This is a genomic window from Curtobacterium sp. ODYSSEY 48 V2 (genome assembly GCF_023712625.1).
Classification (GTDB): Bacteria; Actinomycetota; Actinomycetes; order Actinomycetales; family Microbacteriaceae; genus Curtobacterium.
Genome location: NZ_JAMAXX010000011.1, coordinates 45,238 through 66,230 on the forward strand (window position 1 = coordinate 45,238; position 20,993 = coordinate 66,230).

24 protein-coding genes are annotated in these 20,993 nt (G+C 68.1%); 9 read left to right on the forward strand and 15 right to left on the reverse strand.

Going from position 1 to position 20,993, the window contains the following annotated elements:
- Positions 1 to 13: 13 nt before the first annotated feature.
- Positions 14 to 184: a hypothetical protein gene (locus M3666_RS15360; RefSeq protein ID WP_251155686.1), complete on the forward strand. Its 171-nt coding sequence runs from the start codon at positions 14 to 16 to the stop codon at positions 182 to 184.
- Positions 185 to 220: 36 nt separating this feature from the next.
- Here the strand turns inward: M3666_RS15360 and M3666_RS15365 are convergent, their stop codons facing one another.
- Positions 221 to 658, reverse strand: coding sequence for a VOC family protein (locus M3666_RS15365; protein WP_251155687.1), 438 nt, complete (start codon positions 656 to 658; stop codon positions 221 to 223).
- Between the two features lie 282 nt (positions 659 to 940).
- Here M3666_RS15365 and M3666_RS15370 point away from each other — a divergent pair, with 282 nt between their 5' ends.
- The gene (locus M3666_RS15370) at positions 941 to 2,128 is read left to right on the forward strand and encodes an ImmA/IrrE family metallo-endopeptidase (RefSeq protein WP_251155688.1); all 1,188 of its coding nucleotides are present in this window, start codon (positions 941 to 943) and stop codon (positions 2,126 to 2,128) included.
- Positions 2,128 to 2,610, forward strand: coding sequence for a DUF4411 family protein (locus M3666_RS15375; RefSeq protein WP_251155689.1), 483 nt, complete (start codon positions 2,128 to 2,130; stop codon positions 2,608 to 2,610). Before M3666_RS15370 ends, M3666_RS15375 begins: the two co-directional genes overlap by 1 nt.
- A 652-nt stretch (positions 2,611 to 3,262) precedes the next feature.
- Here M3666_RS15375 and M3666_RS15380 read toward each other — a convergent pair.
- The 4 genes from M3666_RS15380 to M3666_RS15395 all read right to left on the reverse strand — a co-directional run bounded on the left by M3666_RS15380 (position 3,263) and on the right by M3666_RS15395 (position 5,914).
- Positions 3,263 to 3,985 (reverse strand): hypothetical protein, encoded by a 723-nt coding sequence (locus M3666_RS15380; RefSeq protein WP_251155690.1) that lies wholly within the window; start codon positions 3,983 to 3,985, stop codon positions 3,263 to 3,265.
- Between the two features lie 122 nt (positions 3,986 to 4,107).
- The gene (locus M3666_RS15385) at positions 4,108 to 4,584 is read right to left on the reverse strand and encodes a GNAT family N-acetyltransferase (RefSeq protein WP_251155691.1); all 477 of its coding nucleotides are present in this window, start codon (positions 4,582 to 4,584) and stop codon (positions 4,108 to 4,110) included.
- A 186-nt stretch (positions 4,585 to 4,770) separates the two neighbouring features.
- The gene (locus M3666_RS15390; protein WP_251155692.1) at positions 4,771 to 5,283 is read right to left on the reverse strand and encodes a hypothetical protein; all 513 of its coding nucleotides are present in this window, start codon (positions 5,281 to 5,283) and stop codon (positions 4,771 to 4,773) included.
- 64 nt (positions 5,284 to 5,347) lie between these two features.
- Positions 5,348 to 5,914, reverse strand: coding sequence for a GNAT family N-acetyltransferase (locus M3666_RS15395; RefSeq protein ID WP_251155693.1), 567 nt, complete (start codon positions 5,912 to 5,914; stop codon positions 5,348 to 5,350).
- Positions 5,915 to 6,019: 105 nt separating this feature from the next.
- Between M3666_RS15395 and M3666_RS15400 the strand changes: the two genes are divergently transcribed.
- Positions 6,020 to 6,400 carry a nuclear transport factor 2 family protein gene (locus M3666_RS15400; RefSeq protein WP_251155694.1) on the forward strand — a complete coding sequence of 127 codons (381 nt, stop codon included), beginning with the start codon at positions 6,020 to 6,022 and terminating at the stop codon, positions 6,398 to 6,400.
- A 48-nt stretch (positions 6,401 to 6,448) separates the two neighbouring features.
- The gene (locus M3666_RS15405; protein ID WP_251155695.1) at positions 6,449 to 6,868 is read left to right on the forward strand and encodes a helix-turn-helix domain-containing protein; all 420 of its coding nucleotides are present in this window, start codon (positions 6,449 to 6,451) and stop codon (positions 6,866 to 6,868) included.
- A gap of 69 nt (positions 6,869 to 6,937) precedes the next feature.
- Here the strand turns inward: M3666_RS15405 and M3666_RS15410 are convergent, their stop codons facing one another.
- From M3666_RS15410 to M3666_RS15425, 4 genes are all read right to left on the reverse strand, one after another.
- Positions 6,938 to 7,696 (reverse strand): SDR family NAD(P)-dependent oxidoreductase, encoded by a 759-nt coding sequence (locus M3666_RS15410; protein WP_251155696.1) that lies wholly within the window; start codon positions 7,694 to 7,696, stop codon positions 6,938 to 6,940.
- Positions 7,697 to 7,795: 99 nt separating this feature from the next.
- Positions 7,796 to 8,485, reverse strand: coding sequence for an SDR family oxidoreductase (locus M3666_RS15415; protein ID WP_251155697.1), 690 nt, complete (start codon positions 8,483 to 8,485; stop codon positions 7,796 to 7,798).
- Between the two features lie 3 nt (positions 8,486 to 8,488).
- Positions 8,489 to 8,644, reverse strand: coding sequence for a hypothetical protein (locus tag M3666_RS15420; RefSeq protein WP_251155698.1), 156 nt, complete (start codon positions 8,642 to 8,644; stop codon positions 8,489 to 8,491).
- On the reverse strand, positions 8,641 to 9,321 hold the full coding sequence (locus M3666_RS15425; RefSeq protein ID WP_251155699.1) for a DsbA family protein: 681 nt from the start codon (positions 9,319 to 9,321) through the stop codon (positions 8,641 to 8,643). Before M3666_RS15425 ends, M3666_RS15420 begins: the two co-directional genes overlap by 4 nt.
- Positions 9,322 to 9,541: 220 nt before the next feature.
- Between M3666_RS15425 and M3666_RS15430 the strand changes: the two genes are divergently transcribed.
- From M3666_RS15430 to M3666_RS15445, 4 genes are all read left to right on the forward strand, one after another.
- Complete coding sequence (locus M3666_RS15430) at positions 9,542 to 10,189, forward strand: FMN-dependent NADH-azoreductase (protein WP_251155700.1); 648 nt, start codon at positions 9,542 to 9,544, stop codon at positions 10,187 to 10,189.
- 22 nt (positions 10,190 to 10,211) lie between these two features.
- Positions 10,212 to 10,733: a TetR family transcriptional regulator C-terminal domain-containing protein gene (locus M3666_RS17260; RefSeq protein WP_374109595.1), complete on the forward strand. Its 522-nt coding sequence runs from the start codon at positions 10,212 to 10,214 to the stop codon at positions 10,731 to 10,733.
- Between the two features lie 533 nt (positions 10,734 to 11,266).
- Positions 11,267 to 16,447 (forward strand): DUF6531 domain-containing protein, encoded by a 5,181-nt coding sequence (locus M3666_RS15440; RefSeq protein ID WP_251155702.1) that lies wholly within the window; start codon positions 11,267 to 11,269, stop codon positions 16,445 to 16,447.
- A complete protein-coding gene (locus M3666_RS15445) occupies positions 16,444 to 16,881 on the forward strand; it encodes a hypothetical protein (RefSeq protein WP_251155703.1) in 438 nt (145 codons plus the stop codon). Before M3666_RS15440 ends, M3666_RS15445 begins: the two co-directional genes overlap by 4 nt.
- Before the next feature lie 196 nt (positions 16,882 to 17,077).
- On the opposite strand, the gene M3666_RS15450 is transcribed toward M3666_RS15445, so the two are convergent.
- The 6 genes from M3666_RS15450 to M3666_RS15475 form a co-directional block, all read right to left on the reverse strand.
- Positions 17,078 to 18,037 (reverse strand): HD domain-containing protein, encoded by a 960-nt coding sequence (locus M3666_RS15450; RefSeq protein ID WP_251155704.1) that lies wholly within the window; start codon positions 18,035 to 18,037, stop codon positions 17,078 to 17,080.
- A gap of 131 nt (positions 18,038 to 18,168) precedes the next feature.
- A complete protein-coding gene (locus M3666_RS15455; protein WP_066656282.1) occupies positions 18,169 to 18,486 on the reverse strand; it encodes a transcriptional regulator in 318 nt (105 codons plus the stop codon).
- The gene (locus M3666_RS15460; RefSeq protein WP_251155705.1) at positions 18,483 to 18,914 is read right to left on the reverse strand and encodes a chemotaxis protein CheY; all 432 of its coding nucleotides are present in this window, start codon (positions 18,912 to 18,914) and stop codon (positions 18,483 to 18,485) included. Before M3666_RS15460 ends, M3666_RS15455 begins: the two co-directional genes overlap by 4 nt.
- A 106-nt stretch (positions 18,915 to 19,020) precedes the next feature.
- Entirely contained in the window at positions 19,021 to 19,746 is a 726-nt protein-coding gene (locus M3666_RS15465; protein WP_308301858.1) for a GrpB family protein, read from the reverse strand.
- Positions 19,747 to 19,762: 16 nt separating this feature from the next.
- Positions 19,763 to 20,728, reverse strand: coding sequence for a diacylglycerol kinase family protein (locus tag M3666_RS17195; RefSeq protein ID WP_209685893.1), 966 nt, complete (start codon positions 20,726 to 20,728; stop codon positions 19,763 to 19,765).
- 13 nt (positions 20,729 to 20,741) lie between these two features.
- Entirely contained in the window at positions 20,742 to 20,909 is a 168-nt protein-coding gene (locus M3666_RS15475) for a hypothetical protein (protein WP_200884112.1), read from the reverse strand.
- Positions 20,910 to 20,993: the final 84 nt, after the last annotated feature.

Here is a 20,993-nt window from a genome sequence, read left to right on the forward strand (position 1 = left end):
CCTGTACCCGGTCGTGTTCCTGCTCGCCGTGGGACCGTGGGCCGGCGCGTGGACTGCCCTGGCTCTGGCTTGTAGCTCCCTGAAGGCGGGCGGCAGCAGCCGCAACGAGTTGGTCGCGGCCTTCAGCGCGATCCTGCTCGCCCTGGGCCCGGTCCTGCTCTGGTTCGGATCAACGCTCACCTGAGCCACCGTCTCAGCTCACGTCTCGATGGCCGATGGGCTATCGGGACGGGGTGCGTGGCGTGACGAAGATGCAGAAGGGGTGCCCGGAAGGGTCAGCGAAGACGATCAGGGGTTCCGCGGCGTCGGCGGACCGGTCCGTCAGGACTGCCGCTCCGAACCGTAGGGCACGGGCCCGCTGCTGATCGAGGGCTGCTGTCGAGTCCACGGTCATGTCGAGGTGGAGCATCTGCGGGGGTGAGCCTGTCGGCCACTGAGGTCGTGGCAGGTCAGGAGCAAGTTGGAAGGCCAGACGGCGAGTTCCGTCGTCGGCGGTCAGCACCAACCACTCGGGCTGCTCCGACTCGTCGGCGTCGCGTGCGTCACCATCGCGGTACCGGAGTCCCAGCAGTGACCGGTAGAACTCGGCCAGCTCGCGCGGTGCAGGGGTGTCGATGACGGTCTGGAACAGGTGTGGGACGTCGTCCGAGGAGTGCATGCCTCTGTCTACCGTCCGGACCACCATCGATTACCGGGCGCTTGCCGTGGCGAGCGTCTGACCATGCTGCCTACCTCAGTTGCACTGCCCCCAGGGGGTGGCGGCTTCCTCCCCGTCTGGCTCTAAATTCCGATCGTCGCCGTTGTGTTCGTCGCAGCGGTCATCCTGTTCCTTCGGCGAAGCCGCTGATGACGTCTCGCTAATCGATCGGCTGGTCGTGCGATTTGCACCGTTATCCAGCGAGCCGCGCTCTTGTCGGGGTTTGGTCGCTATCGTGAGCGCATGGCACGCTCGATCCCGGCCCGGATCAATCCCGATATGCTCCTATGGGCGCGGGAGACGGCGCGGGTGTCGCTGAGCGATGCGGCGGACCGGCTTGGTGTCGGCGAAGCAGACCTAGACGCGTGGGAGCGGGGCGAGGACGGTCTCACGGTAGCCCGTCTGCAGAAGATTGCTGAGGCGTACCGGCGGCCGTTGGCGGCGTTCTTCCTCAGCGCCCGACCAGAGGTTCCGGAACGGGTACGGGACTTCCGACGGATGCCGGACGCTCCCTCGTCGTGGGGACCGAACCTGGCGTCGGAGCTGCGCCGAGCAGATCAGCAGCGAGACGCGGTGTTGGACCTGCTCGAGTTGCGCCGTGAGGATCCGTCCGGGGCATGGAAGGCCCCCGCTGTCGGCGGGATGGATGGGCTCGCCGAACGTGCGCGCGTACTGCTCCAGCAGTCCTCGTTGGCACTGAAACCGCGGGCGTCGGCTAAGCCGACGGACTGGTTCTTCTTTTGGAGCAGCGCTTTAGAGGAACTCGGCGTGTTGGTGATGACTATGAACCGCGTCGCTCCAGGGGAGGCTCGCGGGTTCTCGATCGCCGAAGAAACCGTGCCGTTGGTGGCGGTCAACGGCAGTGAGCACTTCAACGGGCGGATCTTCACATTGATGCATGAGTACGCGCACTTGCTGCTGAACACGTCGGGTCTGTGCGATTTGCATGAGGATCGGCGATCGACGCGAGGGGACGACGAGCTCGAGGTGATGTGCAATCGAATCGCGGCGGAGATTCTGATTCCGCCGGCAGCATTCGCAGATCGGCCGATCGTGCAGCGCAGCGACGCGCTCCACAACGATTGGCCGTTGCCGACGCTGATCGACGAAGCGCGGGTGTGGGGGGTGTCACCGGAGGTAGTGTTGCGGCGGTTGACGGATCTGGGCCGGGCGAGCCGGTCATTCTACGACCAGTGGCGGGTCCGTACTTCGCAGCGGCAGCAGGACGAGACTTGGACGAGTCCAGCCTCGACCGGCGGAGACGGGTTGCGGACCAAGGTCCGCAACCTCGGGAAGGGGTATGTGCGACTCGTGGTCGGCACGCACAACCAGGGGCTTCTCAGCACGTACGAGGCGGCTAATCTGTTGGGCGCGAAGACGTCCGCGATCCCTGGACTGTTGGCGCGCGCCGGATCGGCGGCCACTGACTGATGCCGTACTCGATCGACACCAGCATCGTCATCACCGCGTGGCGTGACCACTACTGGCCGCACATCTTCACCGGCTTCTGGGAACGCTTCAACGACGCAGTCGAGGACGGCACGTTCGTGGCGGTGCAGCCGGTCAAAGATGAACTGGTCCGCAAGGATGACGAGATCGGGAAGTGGGCAAAAGCCGCCAACGGGTTCTTCGTTCCCCTTGAGGAAGATGTGCAGGCCGCCGCGATCGACGTGCTTGCCACGCATCCGGGCTTGATCACCCAGGGCGGGAAGCGGTCGACTGTGGACCCGTTCGTCATCGCGCTCGGCATCGCGCGGGGGATCCCGGTGGTCAGCTACGAACGGCGCTCTCCGAACCCAGAGAAGCCGCACATCCCGAACGTGTGCGACGACAAGCACCACCCGTTTATGAGCATCCGAGAGCTGATGACCGAGCTCGGGTGGAACTTCCCTGCAGACGCTTTAGGGCGTTGACAAGCCGATTCGCTGCGGGCCTGCGGAGCCGCTGTCCTGCTTCCAGCGGCCGAAGAGGGGTTGCGACCTGTCGTCTTCGACTGCTGCGGCACCGACCGCGGCGGCGGTTTCCAGTGCTGTCTGTGGGGCGATGCCGGCGGCGAGGCCGAAGGTGAGGGCTGCGCAGAATGCGCCGCCGGCAGCGGCGGTGTTCCGCACCGACGCGGGTAGCGCGGCTACAACGGCGACGAGTTCGCCGCTGCGGTAGAGGCTTCCCGGTCGCCGCCTTGAGTGATGACGAGTTGCCGGGTCGCACGGACTTCGGGTTGAGCGGCCGATTCGGAGTCGTTGACGACGATGAGGTCGGCTCGCTCCCTCCTCAAGGCTGACATGGTGCGCGCGGGTGCCGCGTTGATCGCGAGGAACCCCTCGACGGCACGGCAGGCGTCTGACCGAGCAGGAGAAGGTCGAGGACCCGATCTCGACCGACAACCAGTTGATGCAGCTCGGCCGCATCGCATTCTGGGCAGCGCGTTGCAAGGTGGAGCTGACGAATGTCATCGTCCACTGGGCCCCTGTGAAGATGCCGCCTCAAACGATGCGATCACGCACGACACTACCGAAACGCGAAACCCCTCCAGAGCCGAGCTCCTCGGTCGCGGGAAGTGGCGCTTTACAGTTCCCGGGGCAGTCCGTTGCGGGGGTCGAAAACCTGCATCAGCGCTGTCGAGGTTTCGCTGTTCAGCAGCGACGGGTTCGCCTCTAGCATCAGCTTGACCCGCTCGACGAACTGCGTCGCCGTCAACACTTCGGACTCGGACGGCTCCTGCAGGACTGTCTGCCGGTCGTTGACACGAGCAATCGACAGAACACGCATCTGCTCTTGAGCGAAGGCGTCAGCGATGAGCATCGACCGGAAACGTCGCTCCCACTCGGCGCTGGTCATCCTGATCTCATCTGGCCGGGCCAGGACCACTCCAGTCGAAGAGGCAACGAACATGGCCTCCTCGACGAAGCCGGCCTGCGGCTCCTCCTTGCGGAACTTCTTCACCGCGGCCGACACGCGAGCACGCACCGTCTTCCCCCAAGGCACCACCGAGCTCGACCACCATCGCCGAACGTGCGGCGCAGCCACCTCGATGCCGATCACGATCCCTGCCAGGATCAGCCCGGCGAGTTGGGCAGCAGCCTCGATCTCTTCCGGTGTCAGCTCACGCGGCGGGTCGGGTTCGTAACTGAACACTGGCTCGTCGTCGGGCTCATCAACCCAGCGCCATGCAGCGTGGCCGACCAGCCTGTTCGTGCCGTTGTCAAAGAGATGCCCGGTCGCGGCCCCATCGACGTCGTGCGACGTCCCTAGGTGTTGCCCCTCGGGAATGATCGGCTCGTACGGCATGAGCTGACAGTATCGCCGCCCTGCCACCGACGAGTGTCCGATAGCCGATCGGCTATCGAGACGCCGTCAGGCGCAGTTCATCAGGCCGGGAGGGCTGCGCTCGGTAGCCCTCCCGGCTCCGATCAGAGCGTCCGGGCGTAGTCGATGGTCGGGTACGGGATGAAGCCGAGGGATTCGTAGAGGGCTCGTGCCGGGGCGTGGAACTCGTCGCCGCCCGTTCCGATGTGCACCACGGTGACCCCAAGCTCTCCGAGCCTGGTCAGCGCCGCCAAGCAGAGCGCTCGCGCGACCCCTTGCCGACGAGCGTCAGGGTGAACGGCAACCATCTCCAGTCGTCCGGACGTCGCACCGGTGGTGTTCCAGCCGACGTAGCCGAGCGGTGTGCCATGTTCTTCCGCGAGTGTGATGAAGCGGCCCTCGTCGGGAGCGAGCAGAGACGGGACCTCGTGGCGGTAGTCGTCTTCCCAGTGCCCGTGGTCGTGCGCGGTGACTTCGGCCCGTAACTTCACGAGGGAGCCGGCGAGGAGGGGCCGGAAGGTCTCGATCGTGAGCGCGGTGAGCGCGGGGAGGTCGAGCGGTGTGCAGTCGCGGATGTGCATGGTTGTGCTTCTTTCGTGAGCAGTCTGAAGGCTCCACACCCGGGCCGGGGTGGAGGAGGGCGACGGCCAGAGCCGTCCCTTCAGTTGCGAGTGCGCCAGCTCGCGAAGCAGTCCATGTGACCACGGTAACCACGGGGTACCAGCCGGGGAAGAGGTGCGTGCTCGCACGCACCGCCCACCGATCGGCTATCGGACGGCCGACTCCGCCTCCACCCAAGCGTCACGAATGCGCTCGATCTGGTCGTCCACGGTCATCCCTGTGACGTCGAGGACGAGGTCTACCGGCGGCGGAGTGGCACTCATTCGGTGCAGCAGCTCGAACTCTTCCTCAGTGATGTAGACCGGACGTGTTGTTGCTCGTCTGCGGGCCTCGTCGAGGGTAATAGCCAGGTGCACGATGAAGCACGCAGGCAGCTGCGCGCGGTACACGGGTAGGACCTCCGCGGTCACGACGTCGGAGGCCGTGACCGCGAATCCAGCGTCACTGAGATTGCGTGCGAGGCTCGCGGTGTTGCGGGCCGCAAGTGCGTGTTGCGCCCGACCTTCGGGGCCCGACCACAGCGTCGCGGCACCGGCAACGACGAGCTGACTGATGTCGTCACCATCGATGTAAGCCGCGCGTTTCTGATCGGCTGCGAGCGCCCGAGCGCACGTCGTCTTCCCGACTGCCGGGCCGCCCGAGAGGAGCAGTGGTCGCATCGTTGAGTCCTCCCGACAGCGGATCGCCTCAGACTAACCACGCGTTTCAATAGGCGATCGGCTATCAGACGGTTCGAGCAGCGATCCACTCGCGGTCGAGCATGGCGTACTGGTAGCCGTCGACCCAGCCGAGGTCGGCGTGCCAGGAGTCTTCGATGCCGTGTTGCTCGCGTCGCATGCCGTTCTTCTCGAGGACGCGGGCTGAGGCGACGTTGTCGGCGTTACAGCTCGCGGTGACGCGTCGAAGCCGGAGGGCGTCGAATGCTGCGGTCAGGAGGCCGCGTGCCAGGTCTGTTCCGAGTCCGTGCCCGGCGAGGTCGGGTTGCAGCATGTAGCCGATGACACCTTGCGTCGCCAGCGGCGTACCGGGTTGTCCTTGTCCGTCGATGACGTCGAGGAAGCCCAGGCCGGCGAGTCGTCCGTCCAGCTCTGCGATGCAGGAGAAGTCGGTGTCGCTGTCGGGGATGCTGGCCCACTCTCGGGCGTAGGCGTCCGGATCGACGTGGGTGCGGAGCATGAACCGGTTGACGACCGGGTTGTTTCGCAGCGCGACAAGCTGGTCTGCATCCTCGGGACGAGGATCGCGGAGGAGGAGAGCCCCGCTTTGAGCTGGCCACGGAGAAGTGCGCACCCCGTCATCCTTCCAAGAGTCAAGTTCAGCGACCGATCCCGTACCGGACGTGGCCGGGCGGGTAGGTTCTGGCGCACCGAGTCAGCACCGTACGAGGAGGACACGATGGCAGCCACCGACACCGCGCAGTTCGTCCGCGAGTTCTACGAGCAGGCGTTCAACGCCGGCGAACCGGAAGCCGCGGCCGCGCGGGCCCTCGGCGACACCTACACGCAGCACAACCCACAGGCCGGCGACGGTCCCGACGCGTTCGTCGGGTACGTCCACTGGCTCCGCGGACAGTTCCCCGAACTGCACCTCGACATCAAGCGGACCATCGCCGAGGGCGACCTCGTCGTCACCCACAGCAACCTGCACCTGGCGCCGGGCGACCGCGGCATGGCGGTCGCCGACTTCTGGCGACTCGACGGCGGCCGGATCGTCGAGCACTGGGACGTCATCCAGGAAGTCCCCGAGGAAGCAGCGAACACCAACACGATGTTCTGACGTGGACCGATCGACTCGGGGCCGATCGGGCTGATTGCTACGGTGACGGTGAACGAGGAGGCACTGATGGTGAAGCGGATGATCGTGGGGCCGTGCACGATGTGGCCCGAGGACAGCGCATTCATCCGTCACGTGCTGGATCGGATCGGCGACAAGTGGACGGTGCTCGTCCTGAGCACCCTCGGCGACCAGCCGCTGCGCTACTCGGACCTCATGGCGAGCATCCCCGGGATCTCGCAGCGGATGCTGACGGTGACGTTGAAAGCGCTCGAGCGGGACGGCGTGGTGGTTCGCCAGGCGTACGCGGAGATGCCGCCACGGGTCGAGTACCAGGTCACTGACCTCGGCCAGTCGTTGCAACGCGCGGTGATGCAGTTGTCGCAGTGGGCTGCGGAGCACCATGCCGAAGTCGCAGCGAACCAGGCGCTGCACGACCGGATCGGAATCGGCCGAGCGCGGACCGCGTGAACGACCACACCCGGCCCGACAGCTGACGCCCTCACCGCGTTCGGGTCGCGGTGAGGGCGCCAGTCCTCCTCAGATGACGGACCAGCCACCGTCGCTAGGGAGGACGACGCCGTTCACGTTTGCAGCGTCGTCGCTGAGGAGCCAGGTGATCGATGCCGCGAGGGTCTCTGGCGCCGCTGCGGGCGGAAGGACGACCTGCATCAGCGGACCGACCATGCCTGCGGCGTAGTCGCTTCGCATCGTGCCCTCGATGTTGGTCATCACGGCGCCGGGGGCGACGGCGTTCGCTCGGATGCCCTGGGGGCCGTGGTAGAACGCGACGCTCTTGGTGAACCCGGCGATGGCGTGCTTCGACGCGGTGTAGGCGGCACCGGCGGTGGAGCCGCGGAGGGCTGCCTCGGAGGCGACGTTCACGATCGCGCCGTGTTCGGCGGCGATCATCCCGGGCAGGACCGCGCGGGTGAGTCGCATCGGTCCGGTGACGTTGACGCTGAAGACGCGGTCCCAGGTGGCGTCGTCGATCTCGCTCGGCGGCAGGAAGCCGTCCATGATGCCCGCAACATTCGCCAGCCCGTCGACGCGGTCGCCCGCGGCAGAGAGGATCGCGTCGATCGTGTCGGAGGCTGAGACGTCCCCGACGACGGTCTCGACCTGGTGTCCGTCGAGTTCGCTACGGAGCGCGTCGAGTCGTGCGGCGACGACGTCGGTCGCGATGACCCGGCCGCCTTCGTGGGCGATGCGGGTCGCGGTGGCGCGGCCGATGCCGGAGCCTGCTCCGGTGACGATGATGGTCTTGCCGGTGAAGCGTCCGGCGGTGGTGTCGGTCATGGTGTCTCCTCGTTGAGCTGCGCTGGATGCGCTGGTGGTGGTGTGTTCCGCCGGTGGCCGCGCTCGGGTAGCGCTGCCACCGGCGGGCGGATCGGTTGTCTACTTCTTGACGGCGATCTCGTGCACGTCGCGGATGGTGTGCGCGTCCCAATACCGGGGCGCGATCTCGGACGGGGACAGGCTCGGGATGGAGCTGTCCGCCGGAGCGTCGTCGGTGATCCATGGGCTGATGGCGACGTGTGCGAGGTGAACACCGGTGCCATCAGCGGCGAGGGCCGAGCCGAGGTTGATCGCCCAGTTCCGGAGCGCTGCTCCACCGATGTTGACGTTGCCGAACATCGGCACCGGGTTGATGGAGCCGCCACCAGTGGTGACGATGATCGTGCCACTACCGGCGTCAAGCATCTCGGGCAGGACAGCGGCGGTGGCGGTCATCGCGCCGTAGAGGTAGTACTCGACCTGCGGCTGCACGTTCTCCGGAGTGGTGTGCCGTACGTCCACGGTCTCAAAGACACCGCCCGCGGTGTCGGCCGGGGAGTACTCGAGCACGTCGATCGACCCGAAGTGCTCCTTCACGGCCTGCAGTGCTGCGGTGAGGCTCGGCCGGTCGAGGACGTCGGCGGTGAAGCCCTTCGCGGTGATGCCCTCGGACTCGAGCTGAGCGGCGAGCTGGTCGAGCTTGGCCTGGGTGCGGGAGACCAGGGCGACGGAGAATCCCTCCTTCCCGAACGTCCGGGCGATGGCGAGACCGAGGCCGGGGCCCGCTCCGACGATGGCGATGGTGGGCATGTACTACTCCTGTTCGAGCGCAGCCGGGACCGGCTGCCGTTGCGTGGTGGGTTGCTGGTCGGTGGTGGAGCTGCCGCGGGCGGCGGGGATCTCGCAGTGCCCGGTCTCGGCATCGCACCACCCCTCAGCGGCGCCGCCGAGGGTGACGAGGGGCATCATCGGGTCGCCGCGCTCTCGCGGGCGACCTGCTCGAGTGCCTGCCGGTAGCCGTCCTCGGACTGCGCGCCGGCGGCTGCGTAGCGGTGGTCGAACACGACGAACGGCACACCGGTCACGCCGAGCGCACGCCCGTCGGCGATGTCCGCGCGGACGGCGTCGGCGAAGTCGTCGGAGGCGAGCACCTGTCGGACTTCGTCGGCCGGGAGGCCTGCTTGGACGGCGGCGCTGACGAGCTCTTCGACGTCGAACGGATTCAACGTGCCGGCGAAGAAGCCGTCCTGCACCGTGCTGAAGAACGGCTCCGCCAGGCCGAGGGTGTCAGCGAACTGCAGCACCCGGTGGAAGGTGAACGTGTTCGCGTTCGGTCGGTCGAGGTCGAACGCGAGACCCTCGCGGTTCGCGATGCCCTGGATGTGCCGCTCCGCCTGCAGGACCACGGATGCATCCCCGCCGTGGGCGCGGATGAAGGCCGCCTCGATCGTCTCCGGCGTGGTCGGGGTGTTGGGATTCAGTTCGAACGAGTGCAGTCGGAGCGTGAACCGGTCCGCGTCGGGGCGGCTCTGGATCGCCCGGGTCAGTCTGTGCTTGCCGACGTAGCACCACGGGCAGCCGAGGTCTGCCCACACGTCGATGACGACCGGATCCGTACCGGCCGAGGGGGTTGTCGTTTCGCTCATCTGCTTACCTCACTTTGAGTGCGTAAACGCATCTTGCGTCACTGCGGGACGGCCTACAAAAGGCACATTGGAGTGCGTGGTGGGGCGCGATCTGACTGCCGTTGGGCCGGCCGCACCGGCGGCCTTGCGCACTCGAATGTGCCTTTTGTGAAGCGCTCGCGTCCGTTGCACGCTCCTATTACGCACAAGGAGTGCGTAAATTGACAGACTGAAGGTAACCATGGCCGTTCTGCTCCACATCGACTCGTCCTCGCTGGGCTCCGCGTCCGTCTCTCGCCAGGTCGCGCAGAGCTTCCTCGCGGAGTGGCAGGGCGAAGTCGTTCACCGCGACCTCGCAGCGCAGCCCGTCCCGCACCTCACCGCCGCCGGCATCACCGCCCGCACGACTCCCGCAGAGAACCGGACCGCTGACGAAGCCGACGCCGCCGCGATCCAGGACGAGCTCATCAACGAGATCCTCGCCGCCGACGCGTACCTCTTCACAGTGCCGCTGTACAACTACTCGATGCCGTCGGTCTTCAAAGCCTGGCTCGACCAGGTCCTCGTCCCCGGCCGCACCCTCGGATTCGGACCTGAAGGCGCCGCAACCGCAGGCCGCCCCGCCGTCCTCATCTCCGCACGCGGCGGCGGCTACGGCCCCGGCACCCCGAACCACGGCAAAGACTTCGCCGTTCCCGCACTCGAGGTAATCCTCGGCGACCCGAAGATCCTCGGCATGGACGTTCGCGTCATCACCCCCGAGCTGACCTACGCCCCCACGATGCCCGCTCTCGCCGAACTGATTCCCCTCCACGAAGCATCGATGGAAGCGTCGCACCGTGAAGCGCAGGCACAGGCGCAGGCGCTCACCGCCTCGCTCGCTGCCTAGACGCAACTGAGGCTGCAGGGAGTTGTGGGCAGAACGCTCGGCCCGCAACTCCCTTCGTGCATGCCGTCTCGATAGCCAATCGGCTATCGAGACGCTGATTGCGCTTGCCCCGTGCGCCGCCCTGCCACGAGTACTCATCCACGCCGCGACCCAGCGAGCCTTCCGCGGCCGCGCAATCTCCCTTGCAGCAGCCCCCGACGCGCACATCGGCTGGGACGCCGCAGCTGCCACCGCCGACGCGGTCGCCTCAATCTCACGCAGATCCAAGGTGGCCGCCACCGTGACCGAGGCCTTCGACACCATCCGCGCTGGCTACACGGACTGCATCGTGGACGCGCAGGCAGCCGGCGAGGTCGAGGCTGACGCCGACGCCGAGGCGCTCGGCACCTATTTCTGCGCGGTCATCGAGGGAATAGCGGCGATCGGACGCGTTGGGACCTCACGAGCGGCGCTCCTGCAGGTGGGGATCGCGAGCCTCGCGGCACTGCCGATCACACCGCTGGGTGCAGAGCACCTCGGAACCGCGGACGGTCCCTGGGACTGATCGTCGCCCGGTACCAGAGTGACGCGCGACGACGCGAGCGGCGGGACGGACCGCCACCGCGCCTCCAGTCCGAGTCTGGAGGCGCGCATCCCGCAGGCGCGACCGCATCCGCCCGTCGCCTGGTCGCGTGCTGGGCCGTCGACGCGAGCCACCCGTCCAGCAGGAGTGTGATCGCGACGCCGGGAACCATCGCGATGACCGCGACGGGGACGGGCCACAGCTGGTGCGCTCAGGGGGTGGCCACCCGGCTTCGTGGCCGCCGCCGCGAACGAGGACGCGGACACCAGCACGGCCCACGCGGCCGTCATAGCGATGATCGGCAGGGAGTCCCACCCGCGGTCGAGCAGGGCGTTGGCGAGCGGGAGGGGGACCATCACCGTCCCGACGATGAAGCCGGTCCTCGCCACGGTACGAGCCCCGCAGTCCGGTGTTCCGATCCATCGGGCCGGTTCCCTCGAGGATCAGCGGCGCGGGCGACAAGCCTGCGTTAGGTTCGACTGAGACAACACCGGATTCCATGGGGGGACACAACGGTGACTGGACCGACAGACCTGACCGCGTACGCGCTGCCGGACCTGACGTACGACTTCGCCGCGGCCGACGACCTCGCACGGCAGTGCGACCTGGCGAAGACAACGGTGGAGCTCCAGTCTCCGTCGCGCGCGGCGCTCGTCGTGCTGGCCGGCACCGACTTCGCAGGCGGTTTCGCAGAGACGTTCCGGTCGAACGCGGAGATCGCCCAGGAGGACGCGCGCGAGCTCACCACGAAGCTCGGCGAGGTCGCGAGCGGCATCCGTGCGCTGAGCGATGCCGCGCGCGCCGAGAACACCCGTCGTCGCGAGGCCCGTGCCTGGCGGGATCGCGTGATGGCTCGCCGGACCGACATCGTCGACAGCACATGGGACCAGATCTTCGGTGAGGAACCCCCGCCGAGCAGTGGCAGGGTCGACGTTCCGGCCTTCCCGAGTACGAGCTACAAGGCGCGCACGAGGAGCACGCCGCCGCCGGGCGCCGGTCCGGGTACCGGGGGCAGTGTCTCGTCTGCGCGACCGGACCATCTCCGATCGTTTGCCTCCGGAACCAGCTCCCTCAACGGCAGCGTGCAGGCGCTGCCGGGGCGGATAGCGGCTGCCCTGGCGGGCTTCACCCAGAGGTGCGACTTCGGCCGCGTCGACCTGTCGCCGCTCCTCGCGGGCTTCCGGGCCTGGTCGGCCGCGAACGAAGGCGACGTGGACTGGGCGAACACGGTCGCAGCCGCCTTCGAGGCAGCCGGGGCGAGCGGCGATGTCGTCTCGCTGAACGACAGTTCGCTCCTGGCCGCGCTCCTGGCGGCAGGGGTGGGCAGGACGCGGACCGACCTCGCCTTCGGCAAGCCCTCGTTGCTCGGCGCGGTCCCCACCAGTGGCTTCGCAGCCGACCCCGTGAACACGGCGACCGGCAACTTCGTCGAGCTGGAGCGTGACCTCTCCTTCGCCGGAGGCGCTGAGGGCTTCGAGCTCACGCGGATGTACAACTCGTTCGACGTCGTCGGTGGGTCCTTCGGTCGCGGCTGGTCCTCGGTCCTCGACCAGCGCCTCGAAGTCCTCGCCGACCACGTCGAGTTGGTCCACGACGACGGACGACGGAGCACGTTCCCGACCCGGGGCGACACAGCGGTCCGTGCCGTCGGAGAGAACCTGTGGCTGGCACCAGAACCCGACCCTTCGGCGGGTTCGACGGCCGACCGTGAGGTACTCCTCGTCGTCCGCGACAATGCCGGCTCCTGGTGGTCGTTCACGACCAGCGGGCTGTGGATCGCGACCGGTACCGGGACCGCGGCGACCACCAGAGCCGTGCGGGACGGCGACGAGAGGCTCGTGCGGCTCCAGCACCGACGCGGACGGTTCATCGACCTCCTGCACCTCGACGGGCTGGTCCGTTCGGCGCGCTCGTCCGACGGCCGGACGGTCACGTACGAGTACGCCGACGACGGTGCACTCAGAACGGTGACGGGTCCCGGCGGAACACGGACGTACTCGTGGGACGTCGACGGTCGGATCGAGCGGGTGACCGCTGCGGACGGCGTCGTCGAGTGTGCGAACACCTACGACGAGCACGGTCGGGTGGTCCTGCAGACGACGCCGCAGGGGCGCACGATCCGGTTCGCGTACCTCCCCGGACGAGTCACGTCCGTCGCCGACGAGGACGGCACGCGCTCGAACACATGGACGTCCGATCGGCACGGTCGTGTGGTCTCGATCACCGACTCAGATGGTCGACGACAATCGTTGAGCCACGACGAGCACGGGAACCTGGTTGCCTCGACCGCGCGTGACGGGTCAGTCACGGTCCACACGTACGACGACCGTGGACGCCTCACTCGGACCCTGGCCGAGGACGGGACCGACACGCTCGTGGCCCACGACGATCACGACCGCGTGCACCGCGTCGAGCGCCATGGGCGAAGGGTTTCGTACGAGTACGCCGACTCTTCTGCGACGTCGCCCTCGCACGTCGTCGACGAACGGGGTGCCCGCTTCACGTTGGCATGGGTGGACGACCTGCTCGTCCGCGTCGAGGACCCGGCAGGTGTCGTGCTGACGTACGACTACGACCGTTCGGGTGATCTCGTTGCCGTCAGGGACGCGCTGGGCGCGACGACTCGGTACACGCGGGACGACGCTGGTCACGTCGTCACGACCACCACACCCATGGGACACCGAACGCGCTTCGAGCGTGATCCTGCGGGCCGCGTGACGTCATGTGAGGCCCCGGATGGGTCCGTGTGGAAGCTCGAACGCGACGCTGGTGGTCGTGTCACTTCGGTCGTCGATCCGGTTGGTGGGCAGACGACCTACGAGTACGGGGCGAGTGGAAGCCTCACGCGCGCCACGGATCCGCTCGGACGGGCGAGCGACATCCAGTACGACCGTCTGGGGAACGTGCACGAACTCCTCCAGCCAGACGGTACCCGCTGGACGATGCTCCACGATGGGCTCTCGCGACTGCAGGAGGTCACGGATCCGGAAGGTGGGCGATGGCTCCGGGAGTACGACGCCATCGGGCGCCCCACGGCCCGGATCGATCCCACCGGTGTCCGCTCCGTCGTCGAGCAGACAGACCGTCGTGCGTCAGTACCGTTCTTGGACCTCGACCTCGCGGGCCGCGTCGTCGCCGGGGCCTCGCCGCTCGGTGACCGTGCGACCATCGAGTACGACGTCTGCGGCCGGCTCTCGGCGTGGACCGACTCAGATGGTGGCCGGACGATGCTCCGGTACGATGCGGACTCGCGGATCGTGGAACGCATCGAGCCCTCGGGCGCCGTCACGACGTTCGAGTACGACGCCTGTTCACGGCTGGTTGCGGAACGAGTGCCCGGCGTCGGGACGACGCGGTACGGTCACGACCCTGCCGGACGCCTGGTCACTGTCGACGACCCGACCAACGGTCGACGGACGATCACCCGGGACCTTGCCGGGCAGGCGGTCGCGGTCGACGACGCGCTCGGGCACTCCACGACCTTCCACCGAGACGTCCTCGGACGGGTGACACAGGAGATCAGCCCCTCTGGCGGGCGCACGCTGACCACCTGGACCGGGTGCGGTGACGTCTCATCCACGACCGACTCGATGAGCCGCGCCGTGGCGTGGACGCGGGATGCGGCCGGCCGGCCGACAGCCCGCAGGGATCCCGATGGCCACACGACCACCTGGGGACACGACCCAGCTGGGCGGCTGGCCGAGGTTCGTCAGGACGGCCGACTCGTTGCGGCAGTCGCGCGGAACGAGTCTGGCCGATCGGTCACGATCACCGACATGACCCACCCCGACGGTGAGCAGACCGTGCACCGGCTGGAGTACGGCGCCCGGCAGGAGTTGGTCCGGCGCACGACGAGTCGTGCCGGGCGGAGCACGACGACCCGATGGGAGTACGACGCCGCTGGCAACCAGCGCGCGATGACCACGCCAGACGGAGTCAGGACCGAGTACGACCGCGGTCGTACGGGCATCCTGACCGGCATCAGGCGACCCGGCTTCCCCGACGCCTCGTTCCGACACGACGGTGACGGCCGACTGACCGAGGTCGTCGCCGGGTCCGTGGGTCAGTCGTGGCAGTACCGCGATGGCTTCGTCGTCGGGCACACGTCAGGCGGGCGGGCGACCACGCTCGAGCGCGACAGCCGAGGGCGTGTCACGGCTGTGCGCGATCCGGACGGCAAGACCGTGACGTACGAGTACGACGAGGCGTCGCAGTTGGTGGCCGCGACCGGGACGACTGCGTCGACCTGGACCTACGACCGGTCCGGCCGGATGCTCGAGGAGCGAAGCGCGTCCGGGAACACCTCGTACCTGCACGATCCTGCCGGAGCGCTCCTGCGGGCCGAACGCCGCGGCGATGGGACCGCGGTCGTCCGGTTCGAGTACGACGGCTCGGGCAGGCGTGTCCTCGCCGCGACCGACGACGGCACCACGACGTACGAGTGGGACGAGCTCGGTCAGCTCCGCGCCGTCGTGCGTGAAGACGGGGCAGGCGTGAAGCGCTTCGACCTGTGGGTGAACGCTCTCGGTGAACTCGCCGAGGTCGACGGAACGACGCTCTGCTGGGACCCGACGGCCCCCGTGCCCACCCTGCTGTCGATCGGTGAGGTTCCGATCGTCTCCGTACCGGGGATGCTCGGTGTCGACGGGATCTGGTCGACTTCAGGCTGGCGCCAGGCGCGCTCTGCGCAGATGCACGACCCGTGGTCCTCGGCCGACGTCGCGACGTCACCGAGCCTCCCCGACGGCATCGAGGTCAGCCAGACCGGCACCGTCATGGTCGCTGGGCTCGAACTGAGCGGAGCGCGAGCGTACGACCCGTCGGCACGGTCGTTCCTGTCCCCAGATCCCCTGCCCCCGGTGGCAGGTGCGGCCTGGGCCGACAACCCGTACGCCTTCGCTGGTAACGATCCGGTCAACCAGACCGACCCGACCGGACTCCGACCGATCACGGACGCTGAACTCGCGGCGTACGCAGCTGGCCGGCAGGGCTTGCTCGGGATCTCGTACCACTTGTCGAACAACGGTGCCTTCTCCATGGACGGGGACCTGCACGCCTCACACGCATTGTCATGGCTGCTCGGCATGTCACTCCTCGACCCACGCAGGCCAGGTCCCGGCGTCGTCCTCGGCGCGCTCAGTCCGCTCCCGATGGTCGGCATCCCCGTCGGCATGGCGGCGGACTTCTACGCCGGGACCGTCCTGACGAGTGGGCAGGGCGAGATGCTGTTCGGGTGGGCGACTGGCACGTCACCCCGGACATTGCTCTACGGATCGGACAGCAAGATGACGCAGGTCGTGAAGAACGAGCTGCCGGGTGACCAGCGCAGGGACATCCTCGACGACTTGAAGGAGACAGGCGTCGCGACCGGGTACGGCTACCAGGCGGGACCCGCGTCGTTGACGAACCAGAACCTCCTGCGAGACATCCGCACAGTCGTCACCTGGCCGGTGGCCTCCGAACGGGACCGGACTCTCCTTGCCCTCGGGACGTACGACGTGGATGCGAGGGTCGTGTCGAAGGGCGACGACGGGACCGCCGTGGTCGAGTACACGGCAACGAACGAGACCACGCTCGGCTCGGCCCTGCGGATCCCCGGGCTCGACTACGACGCGTTGAACCGAGCCGCTGGAGACCACGGGCCGTTCTCACGGGTGACGGAGCGGTTCACGTGGAAGGAGAAGGTGAAGTGGTGACGAGACACTCGGCGGGCATCGCGACGTCGATCGCGGTGCTGACGCTGTTGTTGACCGGTTGCACCGTCATGGCACAGCCCGAGCCGCAGGACTACACCGGCACCTGGGTGCTCGAGGGTGCAGACGGTGACCGAGCGACGGAGTTCACCGTGTCGGCGGACCGGACGTACACAGCGCGCAACATCCCGATCGACCTCGCGTGCCGAACCGGCAACGCTGCGTCGAGCCCTCCGGGTTGTGCGAACGGCGAGGACTCGGCGAGCTTCTCCGGACGATGGACGGTGGCCGACGGTGACTCGCCCGGCATCCGGTTCTACTTCGATGACCACTTCGTGCGCCAGGGCTACGCGACCAACGGAGCACTCGGTTTCTACAGCGGATCACTCGATGTGCCACGTCCCGACTACCTCTTCGTCCGTTCGTCGTCGGACTGACCGGAAGCCTCCTCCGCCGCCCGTCCGGTGACTGTCCTGACGGGGACCGCGACGACGATCGGGGAGTCGTGGCGGCGTGGATCTGCGGGATGCCCTACCGGTGGGGGCCCGTGGCTCGTGTCGGCTCCCACCCGTGCTGCACGAGACGCACAGCCGGTCCGTCCGACGGCCGATCCACCACCGGGCGCGGTTCGGCTCAGGTGACGTGCGTCCGATCGTCGCTCCGCTTCGCGCTCACCCACATCGGGAGGTCCCCCTGCAAGGCGGCGACGCGCGGGTCGGAGGTGGTGCGGCCGCCACTCCTGGGGAGGTCGAGGTAGCTGCGTCGGACCACGTGCGAGAAGGGTTCGCCGCGACTGTCGTCGCTGTGGTGGCGAAGCTGCCACCGCTGAGGATGCCGTCGCAACGACGCTGCGTCGGCACGGGTCTCAGTGCTGGAGAGGAGCACTGACCACAGTTCGTCGTCGGTCATGCCGGCCAACTCGGTCGGTTCGAGGGCTCCCGTGTCGAAGAGGCGGCTCACCAGGCCCCGCACGACGGCGACGGGCACGAGGTTCGCCGCGCTCCTCTGGGCAAGTGCTTCGCTGATCGCGAGGTCCGCCAGTTCGACAGCATCGACCGGATCGGCATCGACGGCACCGTCGCTCAGATGCAGCCGTCGCAGGAGTTCGTGCGGTGCTGATCGTGTGCGCCCGTGGGCCTGTCCGCTGCGGAGGAACGAGTCGAGGTGGTCCACCTTCAGGCCGCCGTGCGACGCCGTGAGCGGCGAGGGAATACTTCCGTCGTCGAGTGCGATGATCGTCTCGGCATCGCCAGCGAGTGCCGCATCGGTGGCGAACAACGCGGTGATCCGCTGTCGGGTGAGGTCGTGGTGGTCGAGGCCTGCGAGACCCTCGAGCGTGTGGCTGAACGGGAGGTGGCCGACGTCGTGCAGCAACGCAGCGGTGCGCGCGGGCTGGTGCTCGGGCGCGAAGTGGGCCACGAGTGCGAGTACCCCGAGCGAGTGCTCGAGGCGAGAGTACGTCTGCACCGTCGTGATCGACGCGGCTCCTGCGTGGGCGATGAAGGCGAGACGCCGCACCGGCCAGGTGCGGAGGAGACGCTGTTCGGTCGCCGTGAGGCGCACCTCGATCCGCCACAGTGGGTCGAAGTACACCCCGTCGTTCCCCAACGTGTCGACCGCTTCTCGGTGCACTCTGGCCTCCCCGTCGTCCGCACCGACAGGAGCGGAGCGGACGGCCGCTCCAGGAAGTTCGTCCCGTGCCGCGCGAGCGACGACCGCAGGGATCAGGACGGGTCGGCGATCTCCTGGAGCGCTGCGAGGTGCGCACGCCACGCCGTCCGACCCTCGCGTGTGACGGTGAGCGACGTCCGGGGGGTCTTCCCCGTGAAGGCCTTCCCGACGGCGACGTACCCCGCCGTCTCGAGGAGCGCGACCTGCTTGCTCAGCGCCGAGTCGGTGACCTCGACGGCGTCGCGGACCTCGCGGAACCCCAGCGTGGTGGCACGGTCGAGTGCGGCCATGATCGAGAAGCGGACCGGGTTCAGCAAGTGACCGTCGAGCCGGTGACGGGGATGGACCGGTGCCTGGTTCGTCGACGTCATCGTCGTGCCTCGTACGACGCGCAGGCCATCGTGACCGCCAGGATCGCTCCGGACGTGATCCCGGACCACAGGACGGATCCGTGCGCCCAGGCGACGACGGCGATCGCAGCCCCGTAGGTGACGAACCAGCTCGCGATGTAGATGGTCCATCGACGGCTCCGCGCGAAGGCCGCTCGCCCGCGGATGGACACCGCGAAGAACACGATCAAGGCGAAGAAGGCGGCGAGTGTGCCGACGTAGGTGAGGCCGAAGGCCGAGCCGGTCGTCAGGCCCATCCCGAGGGTCCCGAACGAGGTCACCGTGCCGAGCGCGAGGATGAACGTCACGTAGGGCCACCGGGTGGACTCGTGCGCTCGTCGACTGAGGCGATCGGCGGTGTCGAGGAGCGTCCGCGCCTCTGCCGGGCTGATGCTGTTCTGGTTGTCCATGGTGTTCCCCTCTCGGGTTCCAGCTTGGCCCAGACTTGCCATGTTGGCAAGTGCTTGCCGATCGGCCAAACCTACCGCGACACGGGCGACGGACGGCTGCGGGTGGTCATGGCCGCGGCTGAGCGTCGTGGGCGTGGTGCGGATCCGATGCGAAGGCTCGTTCGTAGATCTCGTGCACGACAGCGGCCTTCGCGTCGTTGTAGCGCAGGCCGTTGCCGGCGTTCACGGCCGCTGCCTTCGCGTCCGCGTACACCTGCCGGTCCTCGGGGTGGGATCGCAACCACTCCACGAACAGGCGATGCCGTTGCGGCTCCGCTGCCCCCGGCTGCCACACGTGCAGGTTGGTGTTGGGATCGCCGAGGGTGAGCTGCCGGTGCGGGTCACCGGCGATCACGTCGCGGAAGACCAGACGGAACCCGACGGCCTCGAGCTCCGGGAGCCAGGTGCGTTCATCACTGAGGTCGGGCACGAGCAGGTCGGCGTCGATGACCGGCTTGGCGATCATCCCGGGAACGGCAGTCGAGCCGACGTGCGCGATGGTGTGATCGGCGCCGAGCGCACCTGCGACGAGGTCCCGTACGCGCGCGAACGCATCGGCCCAATGTGGGTCGTGGTCCTGGAGGCTGCCAGGGTCGACCTGTCGGAACGCGACACGCTGCGACTGACGGGCTGCGTTGCCGTCTGCGGTGAACGGCCGCCAGAGCGGGTGTGTGGCCACAGCCACATCATGGACCCTCGACGCGTCCGCTGGGCGAGGGATGTCGGGGGAGGGCCGAGAGCACTGCTCCGTGGTGGTGTGAGCACGACGTTCGCACGGTCGGCGCGTGACCACCGCGGACGAGTGCCGGTCAGGCGCGGAGCGTCAACCCGTGAGGGTGGGTGCTCAACGTCACGGCGACCACCCGACCGAACGGGTCCCCGTCGAGTTGTACCTGTTCCGGTTCGTCGAACGCGAGGCGGAGTCGTCGCGCTCGGGTGGTCGGGAGCACCCGGGAACGCGGCAGCAACCGAGCGAGGAGCCGACCGAACCCGGTGCGCGAGAAGAAGCGGTTGAGCGTGAGGGTGGAGCCGATCTTCGTCCAGCCGAACCAGCCGTTCGGTCGGAACGCGACGGCGTCGAGGATGCCGTCGTCGGGCTCGGCGCGCGGCAGGAGGAGCACGCCGGCGGTGAGGGTGCCGCAGTTGCCGACGATGATGGTGTGTGCGTGCATCGTCCTGGTCGGGGCGCCGTCGATGTCGTAGCGGACGGGGATCTGACGGTTCCCGACGATGGACCTGGCGATCGGGTCCGAGTACGCGACCCAACCGAACCGCTTCTTGACCCACGCGTTCGTGTCCGCCGCCATGCTCGCGTCGAGTCCGACACCGGCCATGACGAGGAACGCGTGGGTGGTCGTTGATCCATCGACGTCGGTCAGTTCGGCGAGCCCGACGTCGATCGGCCGGTCGGCGCCGGTGAAGGCGTCGTGGACGGCACTGTCGACATCGTTGCGGGTGAGACCGAGGTTGCGGGCGAACAGGTTCCCGGTACCGCTGGGCAGGAGCGCGACCGGGACACCGGTGCCGCGGAGCTCCTCGGCGACGACACGGAGGGTCCCGTCGCCGCCGGCGACGAGGACGACGTCCGGCTTCGACTCGGCTGCTTCGCGTGCGGCTGCGCGACCGTCGTCGTCCGCAGCGGTCTCGAACCATCGGGTGGGTGCCCACCCGTTGCGGGACGCTTCGGCGTCCACGAGGGTGCGCAGCCGTGCGGGGTCGGTCTTGACCGGGTTGATGACGACGGCTGCGGTTCGCTGCCGTGGGGGATCCTGCACTGGTCCGTCCCGATCAGTCGGTGCGCTGGGCCGTGTTCCCGGAGCGGCGGATCGCCCCGAAGACCACGGTTCCGACGAACAGGACGATGCCGATGATCGCGAGCCAGAGCAGGCCCTTCAGCGCGAAGCCGACGACGGCGAGGATCAGCCAGAGGGTGAGGAGGACGATGACGGTCTTCATGGTGGTGCTTCCTGTCAGGGGGGGGGGGGGAGATGCCGGCGGTCCGCTCGACGTCGACGACCTCGTCGCCGGTGCGGCAGGAGG

What these genes read in the sequence shown, in the direction of transcription:
- M3666_RS15365 (WP_251155687.1), bottom strand. Translation starts at nt 658, where the DNA reads ATGCACTCCTCGGACGACGTCCCACACCTGTTCCAGACCGTCATCGAC.
- M3666_RS15370 (WP_251155688.1), top strand. Translation starts at nt 941, where the DNA reads ATGGCACGCTCGATCCCGGCCCGGATCAATCCCGATATGCTCCTATGG.
- M3666_RS15375 (WP_251155689.1), top strand. Translation starts at nt 2,128, where the DNA reads ATGCCGTACTCGATCGACACCAGCATCGTCATCACCGCGTGGCGTGAC.
- M3666_RS15380 (WP_251155690.1), bottom strand. Translation starts at nt 3,985, where the DNA reads ATGCCGTACGAGCCGATCATTCCCGAGGGGCAACACCTAGGGACGTCG.
- M3666_RS15385 (WP_251155691.1), bottom strand. Translation starts at nt 4,584, where the DNA reads ATGCACATCCGCGACTGCACACCGCTCGACCTCCCCGCGCTCACCGCG.
- M3666_RS15390 (WP_251155692.1), bottom strand. Translation starts at nt 5,283, where the DNA reads ATGCGACCACTGCTCCTCTCGGGCGGCCCGGCAGTCGGGAAGACGACG.
- M3666_RS15400 (WP_251155694.1), top strand. Translation starts at nt 6,020, where the DNA reads ATGGCAGCCACCGACACCGCGCAGTTCGTCCGCGAGTTCTACGAGCAG.
- M3666_RS15410 (WP_251155696.1), bottom strand. Translation starts at nt 7,696, where the DNA reads ATGACCGACACCACCGCCGGACGCTTCACCGGCAAGACCATCATCGTC.
- M3666_RS15415 (WP_251155697.1), bottom strand. Translation starts at nt 8,485, where the DNA reads ATGCCCACCATCGCCATCGTCGGAGCGGGCCCCGGCCTCGGTCTCGCC.
- M3666_RS15420 (WP_251155698.1), bottom strand. Translation starts at nt 8,644, where the DNA reads ATGATGCCCCTCGTCACCCTCGGCGGCGCCGCTGAGGGGTGGTGCGAT.
- M3666_RS15425 (WP_251155699.1), bottom strand. Translation starts at nt 9,321, where the DNA reads ATGAGCGAAACGACAACCCCCTCGGCCGGTACGGATCCGGTCGTCATC.
- M3666_RS15430 (WP_251155700.1), top strand. Translation starts at nt 9,542, where the DNA reads ATGGCCGTTCTGCTCCACATCGACTCGTCCTCGCTGGGCTCCGCGTCC.
- M3666_RS15455 (WP_066656282.1), bottom strand. Translation starts at nt 18,486, where the DNA reads ATGACGTCGACGAACCAGGCACCGGTCCATCCCCGTCACCGGCTCGAC.
- M3666_RS15460 (WP_251155705.1), bottom strand. Translation starts at nt 18,914, where the DNA reads ATGGACAACCAGAACAGCATCAGCCCGGCAGAGGCGCGGACGCTCCTC.
- M3666_RS15475 (WP_200884112.1), bottom strand. Translation starts at nt 20,909, where the DNA reads ATGAAGACCGTCATCGTCCTCCTCACCCTCTGGCTGATCCTCGCCGTC.